Genomic DNA, 21,995 nt, shown 5'->3' with positions numbered 1-21,995 from the left:
ATCACCGAAAATGCAGCAAACGCTGGCAGCGCAGAGTACATCGAGAAGGCCGGAAGCAATGAGCCCAGGCAGTGTGGAGCATTCCCAGCGGCATGAAGCCGCCATTTTGATTGTCGACGATGCGCCGGCCAACCTTGAGCTGCTGCGCAAGCTGATGAGCGAACAGGGTTATCAAACCTATGTTGCCACGTCCGGCGGGCGGGCGCTGGCGATCGCCCAACGCGCCCAGCCCGATCTGATCCTGCTCGACGTGATGATGCCGGACATGGACGGCATCGAGACGTGCCGCCGCCTCAAGCAGCATCCGCTGACGCAGCGCATCCCCGTCATCTTCATGAGCGCCAAGACGGAAACGGAAGACGTGGTGGCCGGCTTCGACTGCGGCGCCGTCGATTACATCAGCAAGCCGCTGCGCATGGCCGAAGTGCGCGCGCGCGTGCGCGCCCAGCTGCAAATCCGTAGCAACAATGAAACCCAGCAGGAACAGGCCGAGCGCCTGCGCACCATCGTCAACAACATGGCCGAGGGCTTGCTGATCATCGAGGCGAACGGGCGCATCCAGTACACCAACCCGGCCTGCGACCAGTACCTGGGCTACCGCGAAAACGAGCTGGCCGGGCGCTTCATCGGCGAACTGCTCAGCCCCCTCGTGACGCAGGAATACCTCGACTACTTCGCCATGCACGCGGCCAATCCGGAAAAGGCGCACAACCACGGTACGCGCGAAGTGGCGATCCGCCACCGCAACGGCGCCGCGCTGAGCATGGACCTGACCCTGACGCCCATGTATCTGCGCCAGCCCCTGTATATCGGGCTGCTGCACGACATCACGCACCACAAGCAGTCGGAAGACGCGCTGCAGCGCGCCGCCTATCTCGATCCGCTGACCAAAATAGCCAACCGCCGACATTTCGACAGCTTCCTGGAAAAAGAGTGGCAGCGCGCCGTGCGCGGCGGCGGCGCCCTGTCGCTGGTGGTGCTCGACGTCGACCATTTCAAGCTGTACAACGACAGCCTGGGCCACCCGGCCGGCGACAGCTGCCTGCAGCAGGTGGCGCAAGCCATCCATGCGCATGCCAGCCGCTCCGGCGACCTGGCGGCCCGCTACGGCGGCGAGGAATTCGTCCTGCTGTTTGCCGACACGGACGCGGCCAGCGCCCTGCACCTGGCCGAGGCCATCCGCGCCAGCATCGAAGCGCTGCGACTGCCGCACCCGCGCTCCACCACCTCGCCGTGGATCACCGTCAGCATCGGCGTGGCGACCATCCGCCCGCACCAGCTGGACGACCGCGAAGCGCTGTTCGTCGCCGCCGACCGCGCCCTGTACGTGGCCAAGGAAGCGGGCCGCAACCAGGTCCGCGCCACGCACTCCGGCAGCACGGCCTGGGAAACGGTCAAGGCGATCGTACTGCGTTAACAGGGAAATTCAACGAAACATGTCGCGAACCAAGAGTAGGCCCACGCCCGATGCAAAGGCACCCCGGGCCAAGCGAGCCTGAAAAATGTCGAGGGCAAGGCGCAGCGACGCAGACAGTACGCAAGTACGGCAAGGAAGCTGCAACGCCGCCATCGGCATTTTCTCAGGCCCGCGTCTCCGGCCCGCTGTTCCTAAATTAATCAAAACTTACGTGACACGCTCAACTTTGCATTGCGCCCCACACCGGTGACCGCTTCGCTCAGGTAGGGCATGTAATTGCGGTTGAAGACATTGTCGACCGTCAGCCGCACCTCGGTGCCGCGCCACACGCCCTGCCTGCCATTCCATGACGCGAACAGGGTATGCAGCGCATAGCCTTTCGACGGCGGCAGGCGGTAGACGTTCCCAACCGGCAGGACGCGCTCCTGCTTCGCCACGAAGCGGCCCTGCCAGCCGATGCTGACCCCAAGGTCGGGCATGCGCCAGCCCAGGCCCGCCATCAATTTATCGGGCGCGATGGTCGACACGGGTTCGTCCCGGCCCCACGGGTCGCGCTGGGAGCCGCTGCGCGTGCCGCGCTGCTTCGACAGCGAGGCGCTGGCAAACAGGCGCGGCGAGTTGTAATAGGACTCCACTTCCACGCCCTGCGTATGGAAACCGGCCAGGTTGCGGTAGTCCGACAAAGCCGGCGGCACCTTGCCCGATCCCGGCACATAGCCTTCGATCAGGATGCCCAGGCGCGGGCCGATATTGTCGCTGACGCGGTTGCGGTAGACCGTCAGGCGTAACTGCGCGTCGTCGCGCTCCATGAACACATTCTGGCGGTGCAGCATGGCGCCCGCGCGCACGGCCGTCACGCGTTCGACGGCCAGGTCGCGGCTGGTGCCCGGCGTCGATGAACCGAGCCGGGACGACACATAGTATTCGTTCGAATACATCTCGTCGATCGTCGGCGCGCGCCAGGTGCGGCTCAAGTCGCCGAACAAGGCCAGCGTGCCGGACGCCTTCCAGAACAGGCCCAGACGGGGCGACCAGTCTTCGTGCGCCTTTTCGCTGAAGTCGTGGCCGGCCGCCGCCAGCGGGCTGTTGTAGCGCGACGCCTTGTTCGGCACGCCCTCGGAGACGACCCGGTCGTGGCGCAGGGCCGCCGTCAGCGTCAGGTCGCCATACGTCATCGCATCCTGCAGATACAGGCCCGTCGTTTCCTGGCGCCCGGCCGGCATGTAATAGGGCTGGAAGTAGCCGTAGTTGTAGCTGGGGTCCTTCAGCGCCGTCGACGACGGGTAGTACATCAATGTGTCGCGCACATTCTTGTGCCATTGCAGGCCCGTTTGCAGCACGTGCGACACGGCGCCCGTCGCAAACACGCTTTCGTTGCGCACCTCCGCGATGCGGTCCACGTACGACGCCCAGCTCTCGTTGCCCAGGGACCCCAGGTAGGAACCCGGCGAAGCCGATGGCAGGCGCTTGTCATGCTGGTCCGTGTGCGAATAGCCGGCGCTGGCCGTCAGCTTGATCCATGGATTATCTTGCGGCGCGTACTGCCACTTCACGGAATACGTGTCGTCGTCCTGGTCCCGGTAGACGGCCTTGCGCTGCCACGCCTCTTCCAGTCCGTATTTTTTGATTTCCGCCTCGGTCGGCGTGGGCACGTCCTCGCCCATGGCGGCGAACGGGCCCCAGCCCGAACTGCCGCTCTTCATCGCCGTCAAGGTCAGGAGCTGCTCCGGCGTCAGCCGGATATTCAGCTTGGCCAGGCTCGATGGCGCGTCGATGGCGGAAAAGCGGAATGGCTTGCCGTCAGGCTTGCGCAAATCGTCGGACTTGCGTCGCGTGGTGAAGGCCATCGCATCGAAGCGGCCGTCTTCCGTGCGGCCGTAGACGGCCACGGTGGCGTCGTTTTCTGCATTGTTCGAATGGCGCGAGTACTTGAGCATGGCACCCGCTTTCTCGCCGCCTTCCAGCAAGTCCTGCGCATCCTTGGTCTCGACCGTGATGACGCCGCCGAAGCCGCCATTGCCGTACAAGCTCGTATGCGCGCCCTTGTTCACTTCGATCTGCTTGATCAGTTCCGGCTCGATGAAGATGGAACCCTGGCGGTATTTTTCAAAACCCTTGGGCACGCCGTCGAGGATGACCTTCACGTCCTGCACTTTGTTGAAGCCCCAGATATTGAGGCTCTGGCCGCTGGGACGGGCCGTGCCGGCCAGGTCCACGCCGGGCAAGGTATCGAGCAAGGACGCGACATTGTCGGCCTGCTGGCGTTCGATATCGGCGCTGTTGATGTACGAGCGTCCGGCCGTGCCGGCGCTGATGGCGTCGCCAAACACGCTGATGGCGGGCATCTGCACGCCGTCAGCCTTCTCGGCCTTGTCGGCCATCGCCGCCGCCCACGCATGGCCGTGCGCGCCTCCCAATGCCAGCGCCAGCGCGGCGGCCAGCGGGGTCAATCGTTGTTTGCTGCTCTTCATCGCTATCCTTGCCTGGGTTTGCTGCTGCATGCTTGTGGAATGAAAAAACGCTGGGCAGAGGATGGGCGGTGCACGATCAAGCGGCGGCGTTGACGGAAGCGTTGCGGCGGAACCCTGCCCGCGCGGACACGCCGCTGGCGCATGGCCGGCGGCGCACTGCAGTCACCGGGATAAGTTGCCTTAGTGAAATGCGGAACACATCATATACTGGATGATAATGATTCGCAATAGCATTTGAGATCTGGTTATTCAGGATAGCCGGTGATGTCGGCAATCTCGCGGTACAGCGGCTGCAGCCGCGCATACATCTTGCGGTACACGCGCCGGTACAGCTGCTCATAGATCTTGCGGTGCTCGGGATGGGGCTGGAAAACCTTGCCCTTGCGCGTCATCGCCTGCACGGCGGCGGGAAAGTTTGCATGCCAGCCCAGGCCCACGCTAGCGGCGATGGCCGCGCCCAGGCCCGAACTTTCATACACGTGGGCGCGCGCGGCCGGCAAGCCGAAGATGTCGGCCGTCAGCTGCATGGCCGCATCGCTTTGCGAGCCGCCGCCCGCGATGCGCAGCTCCGTGATGGCGACGCCGCTGCGCCGCTCGATACGCTCCTTGCCTTCGCGCAGCGCATACGCCAGGCCTTCGAGGATGGCGCGGTAGATATGCGCGCGCGTATGCACGTCGCCAAAGCCGATCATGGCGCCCTTCGCTTCCGGCCCCGGCACCTTGATGCCGGGACTCCAGTACGGCTGCAGCATCAGGCCCATGGAGCCGGGCGGCACGGCGTCGACCAGGCGGTCGAACAGCGCCTCGGCGGACAAGCCCGTGCCATCCTCGGCCGCCGCCGCCCGTTCGCGGTCGCCGAACTGCTCCTTGAACCAGTTGACCATCCAGTAGCCGCGGAAAATCTGCACTTCCGTGCTGTAGGCGCCCGGCATGGCGGCCGGGTACGGCGGGATAAAACGCGTCACTTCCACGTACTTGCGGCTGGTCGTGTTGATGGTGGCCGTGGTGCCGTAGCTCAGGCACGCCATGTGCGGCTCGACGCAGCCGGCGCCCAGCACCTCGCACGCCTTGTCGGCGGCCGCCGCCAGCAAGGGCGTGCCCTCAGGGATGCCCGTCGCCGCGGCGGCCGATGCCGTGATGGCGCCCATGCGCGTGCCCGGCGCCACCAGTTCCGGCAGCATCGAGCGTTGTATCGCCAGCGCCTGCCACTTCCAGTCGAAGCGCCCGGCCCAGGCGTGGCGCTTGTAGTCGAAAGGGATATACGCCACCTGCGAGCCCGTCGAATCGATATACTTTCCGCACAGGCGGTGGTTCAAAAAGCCCGACAGCAGCAGGAATTTGTGCGTGCGGCGCCAGATGTCGGGCTGGTGCGCCGCGATCCAGTTGATCTCGGCCTCGCGGCGGAAATACCGGATCGTGCCGTCGAGGCGCGTGGCGCGGAAGGCCGCGCGCCACCACGGCGCCAGCGGTGGAATGTCGCGCGTGCTGCGCTGGTCCAGCCAGGTGATGGCGGGCCGCAGCGGTGCGCCGTGTTCGTCCACGTTGACCACCGTGCCGCGCTGCGTCGTCACCGCCACACCGGCCACCGACGATTTGGCTATGGCGGTGCCGCGCCACAGCTGCTGGCACGCTGCGCACACGGCTTGCCAGTAGCCGTCGGCGTCATGCTCGGCCCAGCCGGGATGGTCCGAGTAATACGCTTCCAGGAACACTTGCGCCTTCGCCGCCAGCGTCCCGTCCCGGTCGAACAGCAGCGCGCGCACGCTTTGCGTGCCATTGTCGATGGCAAGAATGTACGGCCCCTGGCCGGAGACGCTGGTCATGGCTATGCCAAGCTGGCCAGCGCGGCGCGCAGCGCCTGCAGCAGCGCTTGCGGATCCTTGTCCGGCTGCGCGCTGAAGACGGGCGCTTCCCAGTCCTGACCACGCACAGCCACCACGCGCAAGCGCCCCTGTTCGTTCCAGGCCGGATACCAGCCCACGTCAACGATGTCGCCATTCGCGCAGGTGATTTGCAGCAGGTCTTCGCCCAGGTCGTCGACGAGGACGTCCACGCTCTGGCGCAAATCCAGCGGCGACAGGCTGTCGTAGGTGATGCGCGCGTCGCCCAGCGCCAGTGGCTGGCCAAACAGGGTGGTGTCGATGATGTTCTCCTTATTTTTTATGGTTTTTCAATCGCCCTGCGGCACGCTGTAATGGCGGCGCCACAGGGCCAGATAGCGCCGCTGTTCTTCCTCCCAGCGCGCATCGTCCCAGCCCAGTTCATGCTGGCAGATGGCGCGCAGGCGCGGCATGATAGCAAGCGCGCCGCCAGCCAGCTGCAAACCGAGGCGCGTGCGCCGCAGCAGCAAGTCGTCCAGGTGCCGCACATCCTCGCTGCGCGCGCCCCAGCGCAGCTGCGCCCACAGCGTCTGCGTGCCGGGAATCGGCGCCAGCTCGCCGTCCTGCGCTGCATCGCACAGCGCCTGCGCGGCCGCGCCATGACGGCCCAGCAGGCGTTCGCGCTGCTCGCCATCGAGCAGCAAGGCCTTGCCAGACAGGGGCGGCGTGGCGTCGAAAATCGGCAGCGGCCGCAAATCCGCCTGCCAGCCCGGCAGCAGCGGCGCGGCGCGGCGCAATGCGTCGAGGGCGATCACGCGAAACGTCGTCAGCTTGCCGCCCGCCACCGTCAGCAAGCCGTTTTCCAGCCATAGCGCATGTTCGCGCGCCTCCTTCGACGGGTCAAGCCGGCCGCTGTCGATCACGGGGCGCACGCCGGCAAACGTGGCAAGCACGTCGTCTTCGCCCAGCGCCAGCTGCGGGAACTGCCACTGCAGCGCCGCCAGCAGGTAATCGAGTTCGCCGCGCGTGATGGCAGGCTCCAGGTCCAGGCTCGCGCCATGGTCGACATCGGTGGTGCCCACCAGGGTCACGCCCTCCCACGGATACGCAAACACGGGTCGGCCATCGCGCGGGTGCATCAGGCTGACGGCTTGCGCCAGCGGCAAACGCCAGGCGGGCAGCAGCAGATGGCTGCCGCGCAGGGGCCGCAGCTTCGGCTGCGCTCCAACCTGGCCGCGCAAGGCGTCGGCCCAGGCGCCAGTGGCGCTGATCACCAGGCGCGCGCGCGTGGTGAATGTCGCGCCATCGACCGCATCGTTCAAGGTGGCGCCAACGACCTTATCCCCTTCACGCAGCAGCGCTGCCACACCCAGGTAATTGACGGCCACGCCGCCATGGCGCCGTGCCTCCTGCAGCACGCGCAGCACCAGGCGCGCGTCGTCCGTCTTGGCGTCCTGGTACAGCATACCGCCCCGCAGCTCGTCGCGCCGGACGTGCGGCGCCAGCATGGCAAAGTCAGACGCATCGACATAACGGCGCGCGCGCTTGCCCGCCATCACGTCGTAGATGGCCAGGCCCAGCATGAACTGGCGCCGCCCCGGCTTCCTGCCCGTGTAGTCGCCGAAGGCAAAACCTTGCGGCTCGACCAGCCCCGCCGCATCCGCCAGCAAGGCTACCCGCTCGTGCACCGACTCGCGCGTCATGGCGAACTGTCCCTGCTTCAGGTAGCGCAAGCCGCCGTGCACCAGCTTTGATGATCGGCTCGACGTGCCCCAGGCGAAATCGCGCTGCTCCACCAGCAGCGCCGCCAGGCCGCGCCGCGCCGCTTCGAGCAGGATGCCGGCGCCCGTGATGCCGCCGCCGACGATCAGCACATCCCAGCCGCGCGCCAGGACGTCAGGCAGACCGGCCCTGTTCACGATGGGCCTCCGGTCTCGGGCAGCAGTTTGCCGGGATTCATCATGGCCTGCGGGTCGAACTGGCGCAGCAGCGCACGCATGGCGGCGATGCCCAGCGCTCCCTTTTCGGCCATCAGCCACGGCGCGTGGTCCGTGCCCACGCCATGCTGATGGCTGATGGTGCCGCCGTTGGCGACGATGGCGGCGCCGGCCGCGTCTTTCAAACTGCGCCAGCGCGCCATGTTTTCCTCGTACGTGGACGCCAGCCGGTACACATACGTCGTGTAGACGCTGGCGCCCTGCGCATACACGTGCGACAAATGCGTGTACGCGTGCACCTGCTCGCCGTGCTGCGCCAGCGCATTGACGCCCGCCTGTTCCAGCGCCGCCATCATGGGCGCCACGCGGGGCCAGTCGACGGCCGTTTCCACCGTGTCGATGACATAGCCGTGCTCCCACGCGCCGTTGCGCAGGTAGACGTTGCGAAAGCGTCCCTGCTTCCACTTGTCGCCCATGTGGCGCCCCACGTGCACGCCCCCGTGCCGCCGCGCCAGCGCCAGCGCCGCGCGCAGGGCAGCGCGCGCCGGCTTCTCGTCGCCGCTGACGCCCAGCATCAGCATGCACTTGCCTTCGCCGCAGCCGCGCAGCGACAGGTAGCGTTCCAGCAGTCCCACGAGTTTTTTATGGCCGGCCAGAGTCAGCATGGTTTGCGTTTCGACCGCGTTCGACAGGCGCAGCATGCACAGGGAAAGGCGCGACTGGGCCAGCGTCCGCACGGCCGCCTGCGCCTGGCCCCAGTCGGCGAAAAACACGGCGTGGAACGTCTCATACGGGGGCAGCGGCGAGACGCGCACGGTCGCCTGCGTCACGATGCCCAGCCGCCCTTCGGAGCCGAGCACCATTTCGCGCAGGTCGATGCCGGCCGCCGAGGCGGGAAACGTGGGGATGCTCAAGGTGCCGGACGGCGTTTCCACCTCGCCGCCCGCGAACAGCTGCTCGATGCGGCCATAGCGCAAGGATTGCTGGCCCGACGAGCGCGTGGCGATCCAGCCGCCCAACGTGGAATACTCGAACGACTGCGGATAATGGCCCAGAGTGTAGCCATGCGCGCGCAGCTGCGCCTCCAGGTCGGGGCCATACACGCCCGCGCCGAACGTGGCCAGCTGCGCTTCGCGGTCCAGGTGGCCCAGCGCGCACAGGCGCACGAGGCTGATCGACAGCACGGGGCGCGGCCCCGCCGCCACCGTCAAATGCCCGGCCACGCTGGTGCCGCCGCCATGGGGAATGACGGTCACGCACGCCTGACGCGCATACGCCAGCAGCTGGCGCACCTGCAGCGCGCTGTCGGGAAAGGCCACGCCGTCGGGCACCGCGCCGATGCGGCCGTGGCGTAATTTAAACCAGTCGGGCAGGCTTTGACCGAGCGCATGGCGCACGCGTGTGGCAGGCTGGGTGTCGATCAGCGGATGCGGCGCCAGGCGCGAGGCCGGCACCTGCGCGCAGGCGTCGTCGAAGCTGGCGTCGACTATGCCGCTGCCCGGCCCCAGGCGCTCGCGCAGGAATGCCAGCGCATCCCCGCTCAGCGCATACACGATGCTTTCATCTCCCCAGCCATTCCAGCGTTGCATGGACATCCCCTGTGTTCGGCCAGTTGCGCGCCACGGCGGCTTGCTATACTGTTCTTGCCTGATTTTCTTGCTAGATCAATAGCATATGCCGCCACAGACGAAGGGTATTGGTTTTTCATGACAATCGCATTGTTCCATCATGACAAGCACTGACGGCCGGGTCGCCGGCGCCTATCTGCTGCCGCTGCTGGAAGCGGCCAGCGCCCACGGTATCGATAGCGTCACCCTGGCGCAGGCGGCCGGCGTGGCGCCGCACGGCCTGGAAGCGTCCGCGCCCAGCCCGGCCCTGGCCGCGCGCGACTACGTGCGCCTGCTCGATGCGGCAGCACAGCTGGCGGGCGACGCGCATTTCGGCCTGCACGTGGGCCAGCGCGTGCGCATGGGCACGTACAGCGCCTATGGCTTGATACTGCTCAGTTGCAGCAATGTGGGCCAGGCGCTGGAACAGACGGCCCGCTATGAACGGCTGGCGCACGACCTGGGCCGCTCGACCCTGCAGCGCGACGGCGCCATCGCCCATTACCGCTGGGCCAGCAACTACCCGGGCGCCAGCCGGCACCTGGTCGACAGTGTCTTTGCCGGCGTCAAGGTGTGCGGCGACTGGCTGGCGGGCATGCCGCTGCCGCCGGCCCGGCTGGCCTTTACCCACGATGGCGGCGGAGACTTGCTGCGCCACGCGGCGCACCGCGACGAATACGTGCGCGTGCTGGGCAGCCTGCCCGCCTTCAATGCCTGCGCCAACACGGCCACCTTCGATGCGCAATTGCTGGAATGGCCCGTGCCGAACGCGGACGTCAGCCTGTATCCCGTGCTGTGCCGGCATGCGGAACAATTGCTGGCGCAGCGCGAGGCTGAAACAGACACTGGCCGCACCATCGACGCGCAGGTGCGCGCGGCCATCGTGGGCGGCTTGCGTCAGGGTTCGGCGCGGCTGGCCACCGTTGCCGCCGCCCTGGCTGTAACGCCGCGCACCTTGCAACGCAAGCTGGCCGACGCGGGCACCAGCTTCCAGGCCCTGCTGGACCAGGCCAGGTACGCCCTGGCGCGCGACTATCTGCGCGCGCCGGACCTGTCGCTGGTCGACATCGCCTTCCTGCTCGGCTACCAGGAACAAAGCGCGTTCAACCACGCGTTTCGCACCTGGTCGGGCACCAATCCCGGCGCCTGGCGACTGCAGCAGATGCTTGACCGGCAGCTTGACCGGCAGCAAGCCGTTTAGGCGTGCGCGGGGCATGCGCAGCCGTTTTCTCGCTATACTGGCATAGTCAGGTTTTCCACGATCACTCCAACCCGCAATGCAAAGGATTAATATGCAACTCAAAGACAAAGTCGCACTGATTACCGGCGCCGCCAGCGGCATCGGCAAGGAAATGGCCATCGAATACGCAAAACAGGGCGCCAAGGTCGTCATCGCCGACCTGGCCCTGGAAGCGGCCAGCAAGACGGCCGAGGAAATCAAGCAATCGGGCGGCCAGGCGTTTGCCGTCGCCATGGATGTCTCCAGCGAAGAACAAGTCGACAAGGGCGTGGCCGATGCCGTGGCCCACTTCGGCGGCATCGATATCCTGATCAGCAATGCGGGCATCCAGATCATCAGCCCCGTCGTCGACTACCCGTTCGACCAATGGAAAAAGATGCTGGCCATTCACATGGACGGCGCCTTCCTCACCACGCGCGCCTGCATGCGCGAAATGATCAAGGCGGGCCGCGGCGGCGCCATCATCTACATGGGTTCCGTGCACTCGCACGAAGGCTCGCCATTCAAGAGCGCCTACGTGGCGGCCAAGCACGGTCTGCTGGGCCTGGCCAAGGTGGTGGCCAAGGAAGGCGCGAAAGACGGCATCCGCGCCAACGTCATCTGCCCCGGCTTCGTGCGCACGCCGCTGGTCGACAAGCAAATTCCCGAACAGGCGGCCCAGCTGAACATCAGCGAGGAAGACGTGATCAAGAAAGTGATGCTGAAAGACACCATCGACGGTGAATTCACCACCACGCAGGACGTGGCGCAAACGGCCATCTTCCTGGCCGCCTTCCCGTCGAACGCCCTGAGCGGCCAGTCGATCGTCGTCAGCCACGGCTGGCACATGCAGTAATAGTGGCGCCCGCCCACATCGGCTGCGCGGCGGCCTGCGATGCTCGCTGTGCTCCGGCACAGCTGCGCATCTCGGCCACACATCGCTGCCGCTCGCGATGATGAGGACGGGCGCTGTTACGCAAGTGTTACCCCTCCGTTTTTTCCCCGAAAGTTTTCAATTGCAAGACAACACTTACCGCCACCCGCGCGCGGGCTGGCCGGGGCGCGTGTTTGCCGCGCTCGCCAACTGCACGCGCTTTGCCAACGCGCGCCAGGCGATCCTGTCGCGCCTGCCCTTCCTGCCCCTGCACAGCGACGTGCGCGACGTCGTCTACGTGAGCTGGCAGGTCGACGCCGACGCCGCGCAGCGATTGCTGCCCGCCGGCGTGACCCTGTGGCAGCGCGACGGCAAGACGCCATTCACCGTGCTGACCTACCGCCACGGGCACTTCGGCCCGGCCCTGCTCGGCCCCTTGCGCCGCCTGCTGCCGTCGCCCCTGCAAAGCAACTGGCGCTTGTACCTGGAGCGCACGCCAGCGGGCGCGCCGGATGTGCCTTGCGTGGTTTTTTTGAAAAACATCATGGCCAGCCTGCCGCACGCGCTGGGCACGCGCCTGTTCAGCGACATCCTGCCCACGCACCTGGCCGCCAACATGACGCTGGAGGTCAGCGCCACGCAAGCGCGCTGCAGCATTGCCAGCGGCGCCGGCAGCGCGCCCGCGCTCGATGTGCAGGCGGCCATCACGGCGGAGCATGACCTCGATGCCGATTGGCAGCAACTGTTCGGCAACTGGCGCGACGCCGTCGCTTTCCTCGCTTTCCAGGATGCGGCCATCGCGCCCGTGCCGCGCAACGGCAAGCTGGTCTTCGGCGAAATCGACTTGCCCGTTGATGTGGATCAAGTGCAAGCGCTGACGGCCTCGCGCGCCGACTGCGGCTTGCTCGGGCAGTTGCCGCCCATGTCAAAACCGTTCGCCTTTCTCGTCCCCGAGGTGCCCTTCAAGGCGTTGTCAGAGCGCCTGCTGTAGTACGCCTGCGTTCCAGCTTGAACAGGGCCATCGCCTGTTCCAGCTGCAACGTCTGGCCTTGCAGCGATGCCGAGGCGGCCGCCGATTCCTCGACCAGCGCCGCGCTCTTCTGCGTCACTTCATCCATTTGCGTGACGGCCATGTTGACCTGGCCGATGCCATGGCTTTGCTCGCGCGACGCCGAGGCGATCTCTTCCATGATGCCGTGCACGCCCTGCACGGCGCCCAGCATTTCGGCGCTGCTGGCGCCCGCCTGCTGCGCCAGCTTCGCGCCCGCCTGCACTTGCTCCAGCGACGCCGTGATCAATTGCTTGATTTCCGTGGCCGCCGCCGCGCTGCGATGGGCCAGGCTGCGCACTTCGCCCGCCACGACGGCAAAACCCCGCCCCTGGTCGCCCGCGCGCGCCGCTTCGACGGCCGCGTTCAAGGCCAGGATATTCGTCTGGAAAGCGATGCCTTCGATGATGCCCGTAATCTCGCCGATCTTCTTCGACGAGGCGTCAATGTCCGCCATCATGTTCACCATCTGGCCGACGATTTCGCCGCCGCGCCCCGCCAGGCCATGCACCTTGCCCGCCATGTCGCTGGCCTGCACGGCGTTGCCGCTGTTTTGCTGCACCGTGGCGGCCAGCTCTTCCATGCTCGAGGCCGTCTGCTGCAGGGCCGACGCCTGCGCTTCCGTGCGGCCCGACAAATCCATATTGCCGGCGGCGATTTCCTGGCTGGCCATGCTGATGCGCAGGAAATTGCCGCGCACGTCGCCAACGATGGAATGCAGGTTCACGCGCAACTGGCGCAAGGACCGCAGCAACTGCCCCATCTCGTCGCGTCGCGTGGTATCGAGCTCGCCCGTCAGGTCGCCGCCCGCCATCACGTCGCAGGCCTGGCGCGCCTGCTGTAACGGTTGCAGCACGGCGTGGTGCAAGCTGTGCCAGAAATACACGATCGCGCACAAGGCCAGCACGGAAAGGCCCGTCAGCCAGCCGTGGGCGGCATCCGGCAACACGCCTGCATTCCACGCCAGTTGCAGCAGTAATACCAGGCTCAGCAAGCCCAGGTTCCAGCCGATGCGTATGCCGAGCGGCAGGTCGCGCAAGCGCGCCAGCCTGGCCAGCCAGCCCGTGCGCACGGCGGCGCCCTGGCTGATGACGATACCATCGGCCTGCCCCGCCTTGATGCGCGCATACAGGGCGGACGCCTGCGCCACTTGCTGGCGCGTCGGCTTGGTGCGCACGGACATGTAGCCGACGGCCACGCCGTCTTCGACCACCGGCGTCACGTTCGCCAGCACCCAGTAATAATCGCCGCTCTTGCAGCGGTTTTTCACCATGCCGCTCCACGAGCGTCCCGAGCGGATGGTGGCCCAGAAATCGGCGAACGCTTCGACCGGCATGTCCGGATGGCGCAGGATATTTTGCGGCGCGCCGATCAATTCTTCCGCGCTGTAACCGCTGACGGCAATGAAATACGGGTTGGCATAGGTGATATTGCCTTGCAAGTCAGTAGTCGAGACGATGGTCTCGGTATCGCTCAGTGTGATCTCGGTATCGCTGACGGGAAGATTGAGTCGCATGGTCACATCCTCAAAAGTAGCCCGTACGGTGACGGGTTTGCGGACAAAGAACGGTCGCCAGCCAGCAAAGGGGGCACGGCACTGGCACCATTATTTTAATATTTTATTGTTAACAAAATGCACTTTATTCCGGTCCTGCCGGCCGTCATGCCACGGCAGGTTCGCCGGCCCAGTAACGGTCGATGTCCTGCAAGCGCCACTGGGCTGCGCTTTCCGTGGAAACGATGCGCTCCTGGCAGCCCGGCGCGGCCAGGTCGAGCAGCGTCGGGGCGATGCGGGTGCCGGCGCGGATGGAAAAAAACACGCGCACGGTGGGCTGGGTCAGCGGTTTGCCCGGCGCCTGCCCCACCACCACGGCCAGGCGCTCCGACTGCAGCCGCACCAGGGTGCCCTGCGGATAGATGCCCAGGCATTTGACGAAGGCGGCAAACAGTTGCGCATCCAGGTGCCCGCCGCGCCAGCCTGCCATGCGGCGCAGCGAATCGGCCGGGCACCAGCCCTGCTTGTACGGCCGGTTCGAGGTGATCGCGTCGTACACGTCGCAGATGGCCCCCATGCGCGCAAACAGGCTGATTTCCTCGCCGCGCAGCCCCTTGGGGTAGCCGCTGCCATCGAGTTTTTCATGGTGGTGCAGGCACACGTCGAGCGCCACCGGGTCGATCTCGCCCACTTCCTGCAGCATGCGGTGGCCGGCGGCCGGATGGGCGCGCACGGAGGAAAACTCCGCTTCGCTCAAGCTGCCCGGCTTGTTGAGGATGGCGGAGGGCACGGCCATCTTGCCGATATCGTGCAGCAAACCCGCCAGGCCGGCCGAGCGCACCTGCTCGGGCGCCAGGCCCAGTTCCCTGGCCAGCGCCGTCATCAGCGCGCACACGGCCACCGAGTGCATATACGTGTAATTGTCGGCGGATTTCAGGCGCGCCAGGCCCAGCAGGACATCGCCGCCGCGCTGCATCGAGGCGGCAATATCGTCGACCAGTTCGTAGGCTTGCTCCGCAGACAAGGCCTTGCCCATGCGCACCTCGTCGAACATCGTCTGCACGGCCTGGCGCGAGCGTTCGATCAGGCGCCGGGCGCGCGCCAGCTCCTCCTCGCGCGAGCGGGGCGGACCCGGATCGGCGACGGCGCCGGTTTTGCTTGCGGGTACAGCTGCTGGCGCGGCCTCGGGAATGGCTGCCGCGGCGGGCGGCGCGACTTGCGGCGCCTGCCCGCGCGTCGTGTCGATCCACACTTCGCACAGGCGTGCCGAGCGGATACGCTCAAGGTCAGCCGGCGACTCCAGCAAAAAAGAACGCGTCCAGAAAGGGGTATCGAGCCAGGAACGGCCCAGACGTTCGACATACATTCCCAGCATCAGTTCGCTACTCGTTATTTTTTTCAGCACGGCGGTTCTCCAGACATTCAGATCGCAGCATTTACATACGCATTATCAATATCATACGCCAAATAATAATGATTACGCCAAATATATTGCTTTATATGGCAAAATCACAACAAACAATGAAATAATCACCAATTCTATCATTTTCATTTTATGAAAATATTGAGCCAACAAATATATCAATTCGGCCATATTGGCTACACTGAACTGTATGTCTTATGCCGATGAGGACGATGAGGACTGCGATATGCATGGCGGCGGCCCCGTGGGCCGCCAGCAGGCTGGATGTGCAGGAAAGAAGTGCGCCAGCGCCAGACGCCCCGAAGTGGGGCTGGCGCTATGGGGAAAGGGATGTCAGGCCGCTGGGCGCGCGGCATGTCGCCGGCAGCTTAGCGCGGCACGTAGCGCCAGGCGCCGCCGTCCAGCATGAAGGTCAGTTCCGTCTTGATGCCTTCCGGACGGCTCGGCACGCTCAATTCCGTATCGCATACGAGATAGCCCGTCTTGCGCTTGACGTCGCACTCGTTGACGGCCTTGACCTGCATGGTGCTCTGCGCTTCCTGCATCTGCACATCCTTGGCCGCTTCCGGATCGCGCGCCACTTCTTCCTTGGCCCAGGCGCGTATCATCGCTTGCGCCTCGGCCGGCGACGGTCCCGCGAATTTCGCGTGCTTGCGCTCGACGCCGACCCAGGTACCGTTCTCGTTGCGCAGCGGCAGCACCATGAAAGCATCGCGCATGCCCGCGCTCATGGCGACCAGGCATACCACTTCGCCCGGAACTTCCTGAGACTCCTGGCAGCCGGTCAAGCTGGTGACTTTGACGGCGATCGGTACCGGCACAGCCGATTGCATTTTGGCCTGGGTCTTGGCCACGCCCGCCTGCACGGCGGCCTGGATGTGTTCGAGCGTGGGCATGGTGGCGGCCTGGGCCGGCAAGGCGGCGAACAGGGCGGCGGCGGTCAGGGCGAGGGATGTCAGGCGCATGGGTGTCGGAAAATAGTGATCAAAGGCCGGCAGTCTAGCACTTTACATAAAAACAGCTGTTTCTATAGAGAACTATCCACGGCATCGGGCGCGAGAAAGACGCCGCCACCATCCGCCTGGCCGCGCAGGCGCAGGCCGATGGCGCGCAGCATCTCCACCAGCTCCCGCAGGCGCAGGCCCTCGTCCGTCAGTCGGTATTCCACCTTGACGGGCACTTCCGCGTAAATCGTGCGCGTCAGCAAGCCCGCCTCTTCCAGCGCGCGCAAGTCCAGGGTCAGCATGCGCTGCGAGATATTCGGCACGGCGCGGCGGATTTCGCTGAAGCGCTTCGGCCCCGCCATCAGGTAACTGAGCAGCACCATCCTCCAGCGCCCGCCCAGCAGTCGCATCGCTTCTTCCACGGCGCAGCCGGAGACATTCTCTTTCATGGTTCGCGTCCCACCTGGTATAAAAAATGTACCTATACCACATTATTCTGCCTTCTTCCAAATAGTAACCATAAGCCGTAGACTGCCCTTCCCTCACCCCTATGGAGTTTCGACTTGGAAACCACCCTGATCTACAGCGTGCCGTTCGGCTGCTCGTTTGCCGCCATCGCCGCCCTCGAATGGAGCGACCTGCCCTATCGCCTGGCCCGCGTGGAAGCGCGCGATCCGGCCAGCAAGCAACATCCGGCCTTTCTCGCCATCAATCCGCTTGGCCAGACGCCGGCCCTGCTCACGCCCGCCGGCACGCCGCTGCTGGAAAGCATGGCGATCCTGCTGCACCTCGCCGCCCGCGCGCCGGAGAGCGGCCTGGGCTTTGCGCAGGGCACGCCGCAATACGACCACCTGAACAGCGCGCTGTCGTTCCTGCACACGACCTTCCACGCCGCCTTCATGCCCGCCTTCCAGGCGTCGCGCGCGGCAGAAGGCGATGCGCGCGCGGCCGTCTGGCGCGAAATGGCCGTCGAGAAGGTCAACAAAAGCCTGGCGCATCTGGAACGCCTGCTCGATGGCCGCGCCTGGCTCGCTTCCGATGCCGCGCCGACGATTGCCGACGCCTACCTGGCCGCCACGGCGCGCTGGGCCGAACCGCTGCAGCTGGCACGCTTAAGCGACTATCCGCACGTGGCGCGCGTGCTGGCGGCGCTCGAAGACGATCCCGGCATCCGCTTTGCCCACGCCATCGAGGCGGGCTTGCCGGCCGTCAGCCGGGGCGGTTTCCTGGGCCACGTGGTGCTCGACCAACTGGCGGTGCCGGCCGGCTAACCGGCGGTCAACTCCCGCAGCAGGCGCGTCTTTATTGCTATGATGTCGGGCTGCCGGCGGTACAGCCGGCCACGTCAATACCATATCGATAACGTCGTCATCAGAATCGGGAGTTTGAATGAGTTTACGTCTGCTGCTCTTGGGAGCATTCAGTGCCGCCATGGCCACCACCGCCGCTGCTGCGGAACCGGCGCCGGCCGCGCCGCGCGGTTTCACCGTCGAGGACATGGTCGCCATGGAAAGAGTGGGCAGTCCCGTGCTGTCGCCCGACGCCACGCGCGTCGTCTACACGGTGCGCACCACCAACCTGGACAAGAACCGCGGCAACACGCAGCTGTGGATGATCGACCTGCGCGCGCCGAATGCGGCGCCACGCCAGCTCACGCGCGGCGACGCCAGCGCCAGCGACCCGCAATGGTCGCCGAACGGCGACGCCATCTACTTCCTGTCCGGCCGTTCCGGCTCCTCGCAAGTGTGGCAGCTGCCCCTGAACGGCGGCGAAGCGGCCAAGGTCACCGACCTGGCGCTGGACGTCGACACCTACCGTTTGTCGCCGCAGGGCGACCGCCTGGCCTTCAGCATGGGCGTCTTCCTCGATTGCGCGGACATCGCCTGCACGAAGAAGCGCCTCGATGAAAAAGCGAAAAACAAGGCCAGCGGCATGGTCTACGACCAGATGTTCGTGCGCCACTGGGATACCTGGGCCGACGGCCGCCGCAACGCGCTGTACTCGGCGCCGATCGACGCGACCGGCAAGGTCAGCGCCACGCCCGTGAGCCTGAGCGGCACCCTCGATGGCGACGCGCCATCGAAACCGTTCGGCGACAATGGCGAATACCATTTCAGCCCGGACGGCAAGACGGTGGCCTTCTCCGTGCGCGTGGCCGGCCGCAAGGAAGCGTGGTCGACCAACTTCGACGTCTACACGATTCCGGCCACCGGCGGCCAGGCGCCGCGCAACCTCACGGCCGACAATCCGGCCTGGGATGCAAAAGCCACGTATTCGCCCGATGGCCGCACCCTGGCGTATGTCGCCATGACCAAGCCGGGCTTCGAGGCGGACCGTTTTCATCTGGTGCTGATGGACGTTGCCACGGGCAAGAAACGCACCGTGGCCGGCGACTGGGACCGTTCCGTGGCCGACTTCCGCTGGACGCCGGACGGCAAGGCTTTCCTCGTCGCCGCCGATGACGTGGGCCAGCACCGTTTGTTCCACATCGACGCGGCCAGCGGCAAGGTCAATGCGCTGACGGGCAAGGGCGCCGTGGGCGACTTCGACGTGCGCGGCAACACCATCGTGCTGACGCAAGCGAACCTGGCCTCGGGCGCGCAGCTGTACACGCGCAAGCTCGACGCCAGGTCCGAATCGGCACCGATGGTGCAGCTGACGAAGCAGAATGCGCAAGCGCTGGCCAACGTGCGCTTCGGCGAATATGAGCAGTTCTCGTTCGCGGGCGCGGATGGCGAAACCGTCTACGGTCACGTCATGAAGCCATGGAACGCCAAGGCCGGCGAAAAGTATCCGGTCGCCTTCCTCGTTCACGGCGGCCCGCAGGGCAGCTTCGGCAACAGCTGGAGCTACCGCTGGAATCCGCAAGTGTATGCGGGCGCCGGCTACGCCACCGTCTTCATCGACTTCCACGGTTCCACCGGCTATGGCCAGAAATTCACGGACTCCATCAGCGGCGACTGGGGCGGCAAGCCGCTGCTCGACCTGCAAAAGGGCCTGGAAGCGGCCACCAAAAAATTCCCATGGCTGGACCGCGAGCGCAGCTGCGCGCTGGGCGCGTCCTATGGCGGCTACATGATGAACTGGATCGCCGGTAACTGGCCGGACGGCTTCAAATGCCTGGTCAACCACGACGGCGTGTTCGACAACCGCGGCATGGCTTACGCGACGGAAGAGCTGTGGTTCACCGAGTGGGAAAACGGCGGCACCTACTACGACGCCCCGGCCAAGCACGAGCAGTTCAACCCCGTGAACTTCGTGAAGAACTGGAAGACGCCGATGCTGGTGGTCCAGGGCGACCTGGACTTCCGCATCCCTACCGCGCAAGGCCTGGGCACCTTCACGGCGCTGCAGCGCCGCGGCATCCCGAGCAAGCTGCTGGTCTTCCCGGACGAAAACCACTGGGTGCTGAAACCGGCGAACTCGCTGCTGTGGCATCACACGGTGCTGGACTGGCTCAATACCTACACCAAGAAGTAATCGGATGAATGTCGGATTACGGCCTTTGGCCTCGGCGGCCCCGCCTAATCCGATCTACGTTCGCTCTTCATAACAAAAAAGCCGCACGGTGCATCCCAGCACAGTGCGGTTTTTTCCATGCGTAGGTCGGATTAGCGGCGCGCGCGCCGCGTAATCCGACACATCCACCATCGTTCAATACGCAGTGAGCGCCTTGGCGAACTTCACGATCCACAGCCGGCTTGGGCGTTCGCGGTCGTCGCCGCGCGCCACGCGGATGGTGTTGGCGGCATTGCAGCCGGTCGTGGCGCTCGTGACGATGGTACCGTTGGCATCGACCGTGCACTTGGTCACGTCGGCGTCCGCCACTTCCACGCCATTCGCGTCGAAGACCTTGGTTTTCAGGCCGAAGTCATTGTCGTTGGCCAGCGCGATGGTGGAGTCGTCGATCAGGGTCAGGCCTTCCGCCTTTTCCGCCGCCCAGCCGATGGCGTTCAAGTCCAGCAGCAGTGTTTTCTTCAGCGGCGTGACGGCGGCCCAGTCGGCGCCATTGACGGCCGCGCCGCCCATGCTGCTCTTTTCCAGGTCCGAGGTCGTCGCGTTGAAGGCGGCGGCCGCGATGTCGGTGGCGCCCTTCAGTTCGACCAGCATCAGCTTGTTGAATACCTTGCCCGACGGCGCGGCGCCCTGCTCGATGACGAGGAACTTGCCGCCGCCCAGCGCCACCATGTCGCCCAGCTTGGCGTTGCCCGTGCGGCCATCCTGGTAGTCGGCCGCGTTGAGCGGATACGCATACATCTTGCCGCTGCTGCCCGTCACCGGATCGAATTCGATCCAGCGCGTGAAGCGGGCGAAGCGCTCGACCTGTTCATTCTTCTTCGTCACCGTGTAGGGCGCCGTGCCGTCGGACAAGGGGCTTTGCAGGAAGGCGTACAGCTTGTCGTTGCTCGTGTCGAGCGTCATGCCTTCCATGCCGCGGTTGGCGCGGCGCTTGGCGAAGAGCGCCGGCAAGCCCTTGCCCGGCTCGTACTTGGCCTGGATGACGCCCGTGGCGGCATCGATCTTGACGATGAACGGACCGTATTCGTCGGACACCCACAGCGCATTGCGCTTGGCATCGACGACGATGGCTTCCGAATCGAGGCCGCCCGCATTGAAGACGGCCTTGCCGGTCGCGTCGAACTTCATCGCATCCATGACGGGAATCTCGGCCGAATTGCCGACGGCGCCGACGGGCACGGGCAAGCCCGAGCTGTTGACCGTGGCCGATACCTTGATCGGCGTCGACGAACCGAGCACGGCGCCGTTCTTGCCGACCGTGATCACGCCGAACGAAGGCGTAAAGGTGGGCGACGGGAAGATCTTGCTGCCGATCGTGCCCTTGCCCGATGGATCGGGCACCATCGGGCCGTCGCCGTTCGGGCCGCGGTCCGTCAAGCCATAGAATTCCAGGTCGCCCGCCGCGTTCTTGCCCTTGTAGGCCAGGCCCGAGCCATACGACGGCAGGAAGCCGTTCGGGAATTCTGCCTTGATCTTGGCGTTGGCGCCTTCGTACGGCACGTAGAACTTGTCAGCCGCCTGGATCTGGTAGCGCGTCACGGTCACTTTCACTTCGCCGACCGGATTGGCTTGCGTCAGCGCTTCGTTGACGGGCGCGCCCGCTTTCGAAGCCAGGGTATCCTCGAAATGCTCGCGCACGAGGGCGCGGCGCTCCGCATCGACCGTGCGGCCGGCGAATTTCGCGCCCACGGCGGTCAAATGCGCAGCCAGGGCCGCGTTGAAGACGGCCGGGGCGGCGGCAAAGTCCAGCGTCTTGCCGGCCAGCGCGGCCTTCACTTCGGCCGTCAGCCTGATGCCGTTCGACGGATCGCTGTCGTCATCGAGCAATTGCAGCGCCAGCAGGCGGTTGACGACCTTGTCGTCCGCCACATTCGTGCTGGCGGCCAGCGCCAGCGGCGTGACGACGGCGCCGCATGGCGCCGAGCCGAGGGCCAGGCCGCCCACGCTGAAGGCCACCGTATCGCCCGGGTTGCAAATAAATTCGCCCTTGGCGTTGGTGCTGGCCTTGGCCGCGCCGCCGGCCACGTAATCGAGCCCTTCCACCGCGCCGTCGAGGAACACACCCGTCTGCGCCACGGGCTTGGATGGTTCCGCCGGCGGATTATCGCTGCCGCCGCAGGCGGCCAGGGCCAGGCCGGCGGCGATGGCCAGCAGGGTCAGTTTCGGGGTCGACGTTACGGCAGTGTTCATGCATTCCTCGGCTAGGGTAGGGTTGAAGCCG

At 65.7% G+C, this 21,995-nt stretch carries 16 protein-coding genes; 6 read left to right on the top strand and 10 right to left on the bottom strand.

All coding sequences use genetic code 11. The annotated features are described in order from the left end of the window. The first annotated feature begins 58 nt into the window (after nt 1-58). The gene (locus ACQ4W4_RS12145; RefSeq protein WP_436542224.1) at nt 59-1,417 is read left to right on the top strand and encodes a diguanylate cyclase; all 1,359 of its coding nucleotides are present in this window, start codon (nt 59-61) and stop codon (nt 1,415-1,417) included. Nucleotides 1,418-1,617: 200 nt separating this feature from the next. Here the strand turns inward: ACQ4W4_RS12145 and ACQ4W4_RS12140 are convergent, their stop codons facing one another. The 5 genes from ACQ4W4_RS12140 to ACQ4W4_RS12120 form a co-directional block, all read right to left on the bottom strand. After that, nucleotides 1,618-3,888, bottom strand: coding sequence for a TonB-dependent hemoglobin/transferrin/lactoferrin family receptor (locus ACQ4W4_RS12140; RefSeq protein WP_436542223.1), 2,271 nt, complete (start codon nt 3,886-3,888; stop codon nt 1,618-1,620). A 245-nt stretch (nt 3,889-4,133) separates the two neighbouring features. Then, the gene (locus ACQ4W4_RS12135; protein ID WP_436542222.1) at nt 4,134-5,711 is read right to left on the bottom strand and encodes an FGGY-family carbohydrate kinase; all 1,578 of its coding nucleotides are present in this window, start codon (nt 5,709-5,711) and stop codon (nt 4,134-4,136) included. A 2-nt stretch (nt 5,712-5,713) separates the two neighbouring features. Then, nucleotides 5,714-5,941 (bottom strand): hypothetical protein, encoded by a 228-nt coding sequence (locus ACQ4W4_RS12130; RefSeq protein WP_436542221.1) that lies wholly within the window; start codon nt 5,939-5,941, stop codon nt 5,714-5,716. Between the two features lie 117 nt (nt 5,942-6,058). Next, the gene (locus tag ACQ4W4_RS12125) at nt 6,059-7,627 is read right to left on the bottom strand and encodes a glycerol-3-phosphate dehydrogenase/oxidase (RefSeq protein WP_436542220.1); all 1,569 of its coding nucleotides are present in this window, start codon (nt 7,625-7,627) and stop codon (nt 6,059-6,061) included. After that, nucleotides 7,624-9,234, bottom strand: a complete 1,611-nt coding sequence (locus tag ACQ4W4_RS12120; protein ID WP_436542219.1) for an FAD-binding oxidoreductase — start codon at nt 9,232-9,234, stop codon at nt 7,624-7,626. Before ACQ4W4_RS12120 ends, ACQ4W4_RS12125 begins: the two co-directional genes overlap by 4 nt. Before the next feature lie 139 nt (nt 9,235-9,373). On the opposite strand from ACQ4W4_RS12120, the gene ACQ4W4_RS12115 reads away from it, so the two are divergent. From ACQ4W4_RS12115 to ACQ4W4_RS12105, 3 genes are all read left to right on the top strand, one after another. Continuing rightward, nucleotides 9,374-10,453: an AraC family transcriptional regulator gene (locus ACQ4W4_RS12115; protein ID WP_436542218.1), complete on the top strand. Its 1,080-nt coding sequence runs from the start codon at nt 9,374-9,376 to the stop codon at nt 10,451-10,453. Between the two features lie 91 nt (nt 10,454-10,544). Then, a complete protein-coding gene (locus ACQ4W4_RS12110; RefSeq protein ID WP_070312327.1) occupies nt 10,545-11,327 on the top strand; it encodes a 3-hydroxybutyrate dehydrogenase in 783 nt (260 codons plus the stop codon). 160 nt (nt 11,328-11,487) lie between these two features. Then, nucleotides 11,488-12,336 carry a DUF2071 domain-containing protein gene (locus tag ACQ4W4_RS12105; protein ID WP_436542217.1) on the top strand — a complete coding sequence of 283 codons (849 nt, stop codon included), beginning with the start codon at nt 11,488-11,490 and terminating at the stop codon, nt 12,334-12,336. Here ACQ4W4_RS12105 and ACQ4W4_RS12100 read toward each other — a convergent pair. The 4 genes from ACQ4W4_RS12100 to ACQ4W4_RS12085 form a co-directional block, all read right to left on the bottom strand. Beyond that, nucleotides 12,308-13,909 (bottom strand): methyl-accepting chemotaxis protein, encoded by a 1,602-nt coding sequence (locus tag ACQ4W4_RS12100; RefSeq protein WP_436542216.1) that lies wholly within the window; start codon nt 13,907-13,909, stop codon nt 12,308-12,310. The two genes, ACQ4W4_RS12105 and ACQ4W4_RS12100, sit on opposite strands and share 29 nt — an antisense overlap. Nucleotides 13,910-14,054: 145 nt before the next feature. Further along, nucleotides 14,055-15,293 carry a cyclic di-GMP phosphodiesterase gene (locus ACQ4W4_RS12095; protein ID WP_436542215.1) on the bottom strand — a complete coding sequence of 413 codons (1,239 nt, stop codon included), beginning with the start codon at nt 15,291-15,293 and terminating at the stop codon, nt 14,055-14,057. Nucleotides 15,294-15,679: 386 nt separating this feature from the next. Then, nucleotides 15,680-16,276 (bottom strand): hypothetical protein, encoded by a 597-nt coding sequence (locus ACQ4W4_RS12090; RefSeq protein ID WP_436542214.1) that lies wholly within the window; start codon nt 16,274-16,276, stop codon nt 15,680-15,682. Between the two features lie 62 nt (nt 16,277-16,338). After that, complete coding sequence (locus ACQ4W4_RS12085) at nt 16,339-16,704, bottom strand: winged helix-turn-helix transcriptional regulator (RefSeq protein WP_436542213.1); 366 nt, start codon at nt 16,702-16,704, stop codon at nt 16,339-16,341. A 114-nt stretch (nt 16,705-16,818) separates the two neighbouring features. Between ACQ4W4_RS12085 and ACQ4W4_RS12080 the strand changes: the two genes are divergently transcribed. Beyond that, on the top strand, nt 16,819-17,526 hold the full coding sequence (locus ACQ4W4_RS12080) for a glutathione S-transferase family protein (protein WP_436542212.1): 708 nt from the start codon (nt 16,819-16,821) through the stop codon (nt 17,524-17,526). 118 nt (nt 17,527-17,644) lie between these two features. Then, nucleotides 17,645-19,735: a S9 family peptidase gene (locus ACQ4W4_RS12075; protein WP_436542211.1), complete on the top strand. Its 2,091-nt coding sequence runs from the start codon at nt 17,645-17,647 to the stop codon at nt 19,733-19,735. Nucleotides 19,736-19,909: 174 nt separating this feature from the next. Here ACQ4W4_RS12075 and ACQ4W4_RS12070 read toward each other — a convergent pair whose 3' ends face one another. After that, complete coding sequence (locus ACQ4W4_RS12070) at nt 19,910-21,964, bottom strand: esterase-like activity of phytase family protein (RefSeq protein ID WP_436542210.1); 2,055 nt, start codon at nt 21,962-21,964, stop codon at nt 19,910-19,912. Nucleotides 21,965-21,995 lie beyond the last annotated feature (31 nt).

Source organism: Janthinobacterium glycogeni (genome assembly GCF_051380725.1).
In the GTDB taxonomy this organism is placed as follows: Bacteria; Pseudomonadota; Gammaproteobacteria; order Burkholderiales; family Burkholderiaceae_D; genus Janthinobacterium.
Note: the sequence above shows the minus strand (reverse complement) of the source record. Positions and strands in the feature narration are given on the sequence as shown.

Coding starts and splice junctions, on each gene's coding strand:
- ACQ4W4_RS12145 (WP_436542224.1), top strand. CDS start 59: ATGAGCCCAGGCAGTGTGGAGCATTCCCAGCGGCATGAAGCCGCCATT.
- ACQ4W4_RS12140 (WP_436542223.1), bottom strand. CDS start 3,888: ATGAAGAGCAGCAAACAACGATTGACCCCGCTGGCCGCCGCGCTGGCG.
- ACQ4W4_RS12135 (WP_436542222.1), bottom strand. CDS start 5,711: ATGACCAGCGTCTCCGGCCAGGGGCCGTACATTCTTGCCATCGACAAT.
- ACQ4W4_RS12120 (WP_436542219.1), bottom strand. CDS start 9,234: ATGCAACGCTGGAATGGCTGGGGAGATGAAAGCATCGTGTATGCGCTG.
- ACQ4W4_RS12115 (WP_436542218.1), top strand. CDS start 9,374: ATGACAAGCACTGACGGCCGGGTCGCCGGCGCCTATCTGCTGCCGCTG.
- ACQ4W4_RS12110 (WP_070312327.1), top strand. CDS start 10,545: ATGCAACTCAAAGACAAAGTCGCACTGATTACCGGCGCCGCCAGCGGC.
- ACQ4W4_RS12100 (WP_436542216.1), bottom strand. CDS start 13,909: ATGCGACTCAATCTTCCCGTCAGCGATACCGAGATCACACTGAGCGAT.
- ACQ4W4_RS12090 (WP_436542214.1), bottom strand. CDS start 16,276: ATGCGCCTGACATCCCTCGCCCTGACCGCCGCCGCCCTGTTCGCCGCC.
- ACQ4W4_RS12085 (WP_436542213.1), bottom strand. CDS start 16,704: ATGAAAGAGAATGTCTCCGGCTGCGCCGTGGAAGAAGCGATGCGACTG.
- ACQ4W4_RS12075 (WP_436542211.1), top strand. CDS start 17,645: ATGAGTTTACGTCTGCTGCTCTTGGGAGCATTCAGTGCCGCCATGGCC.
- ACQ4W4_RS12070 (WP_436542210.1), bottom strand. CDS start 21,964: ATGAACACTGCCGTAACGTCGACCCCGAAACTGACCCTGCTGGCCATC.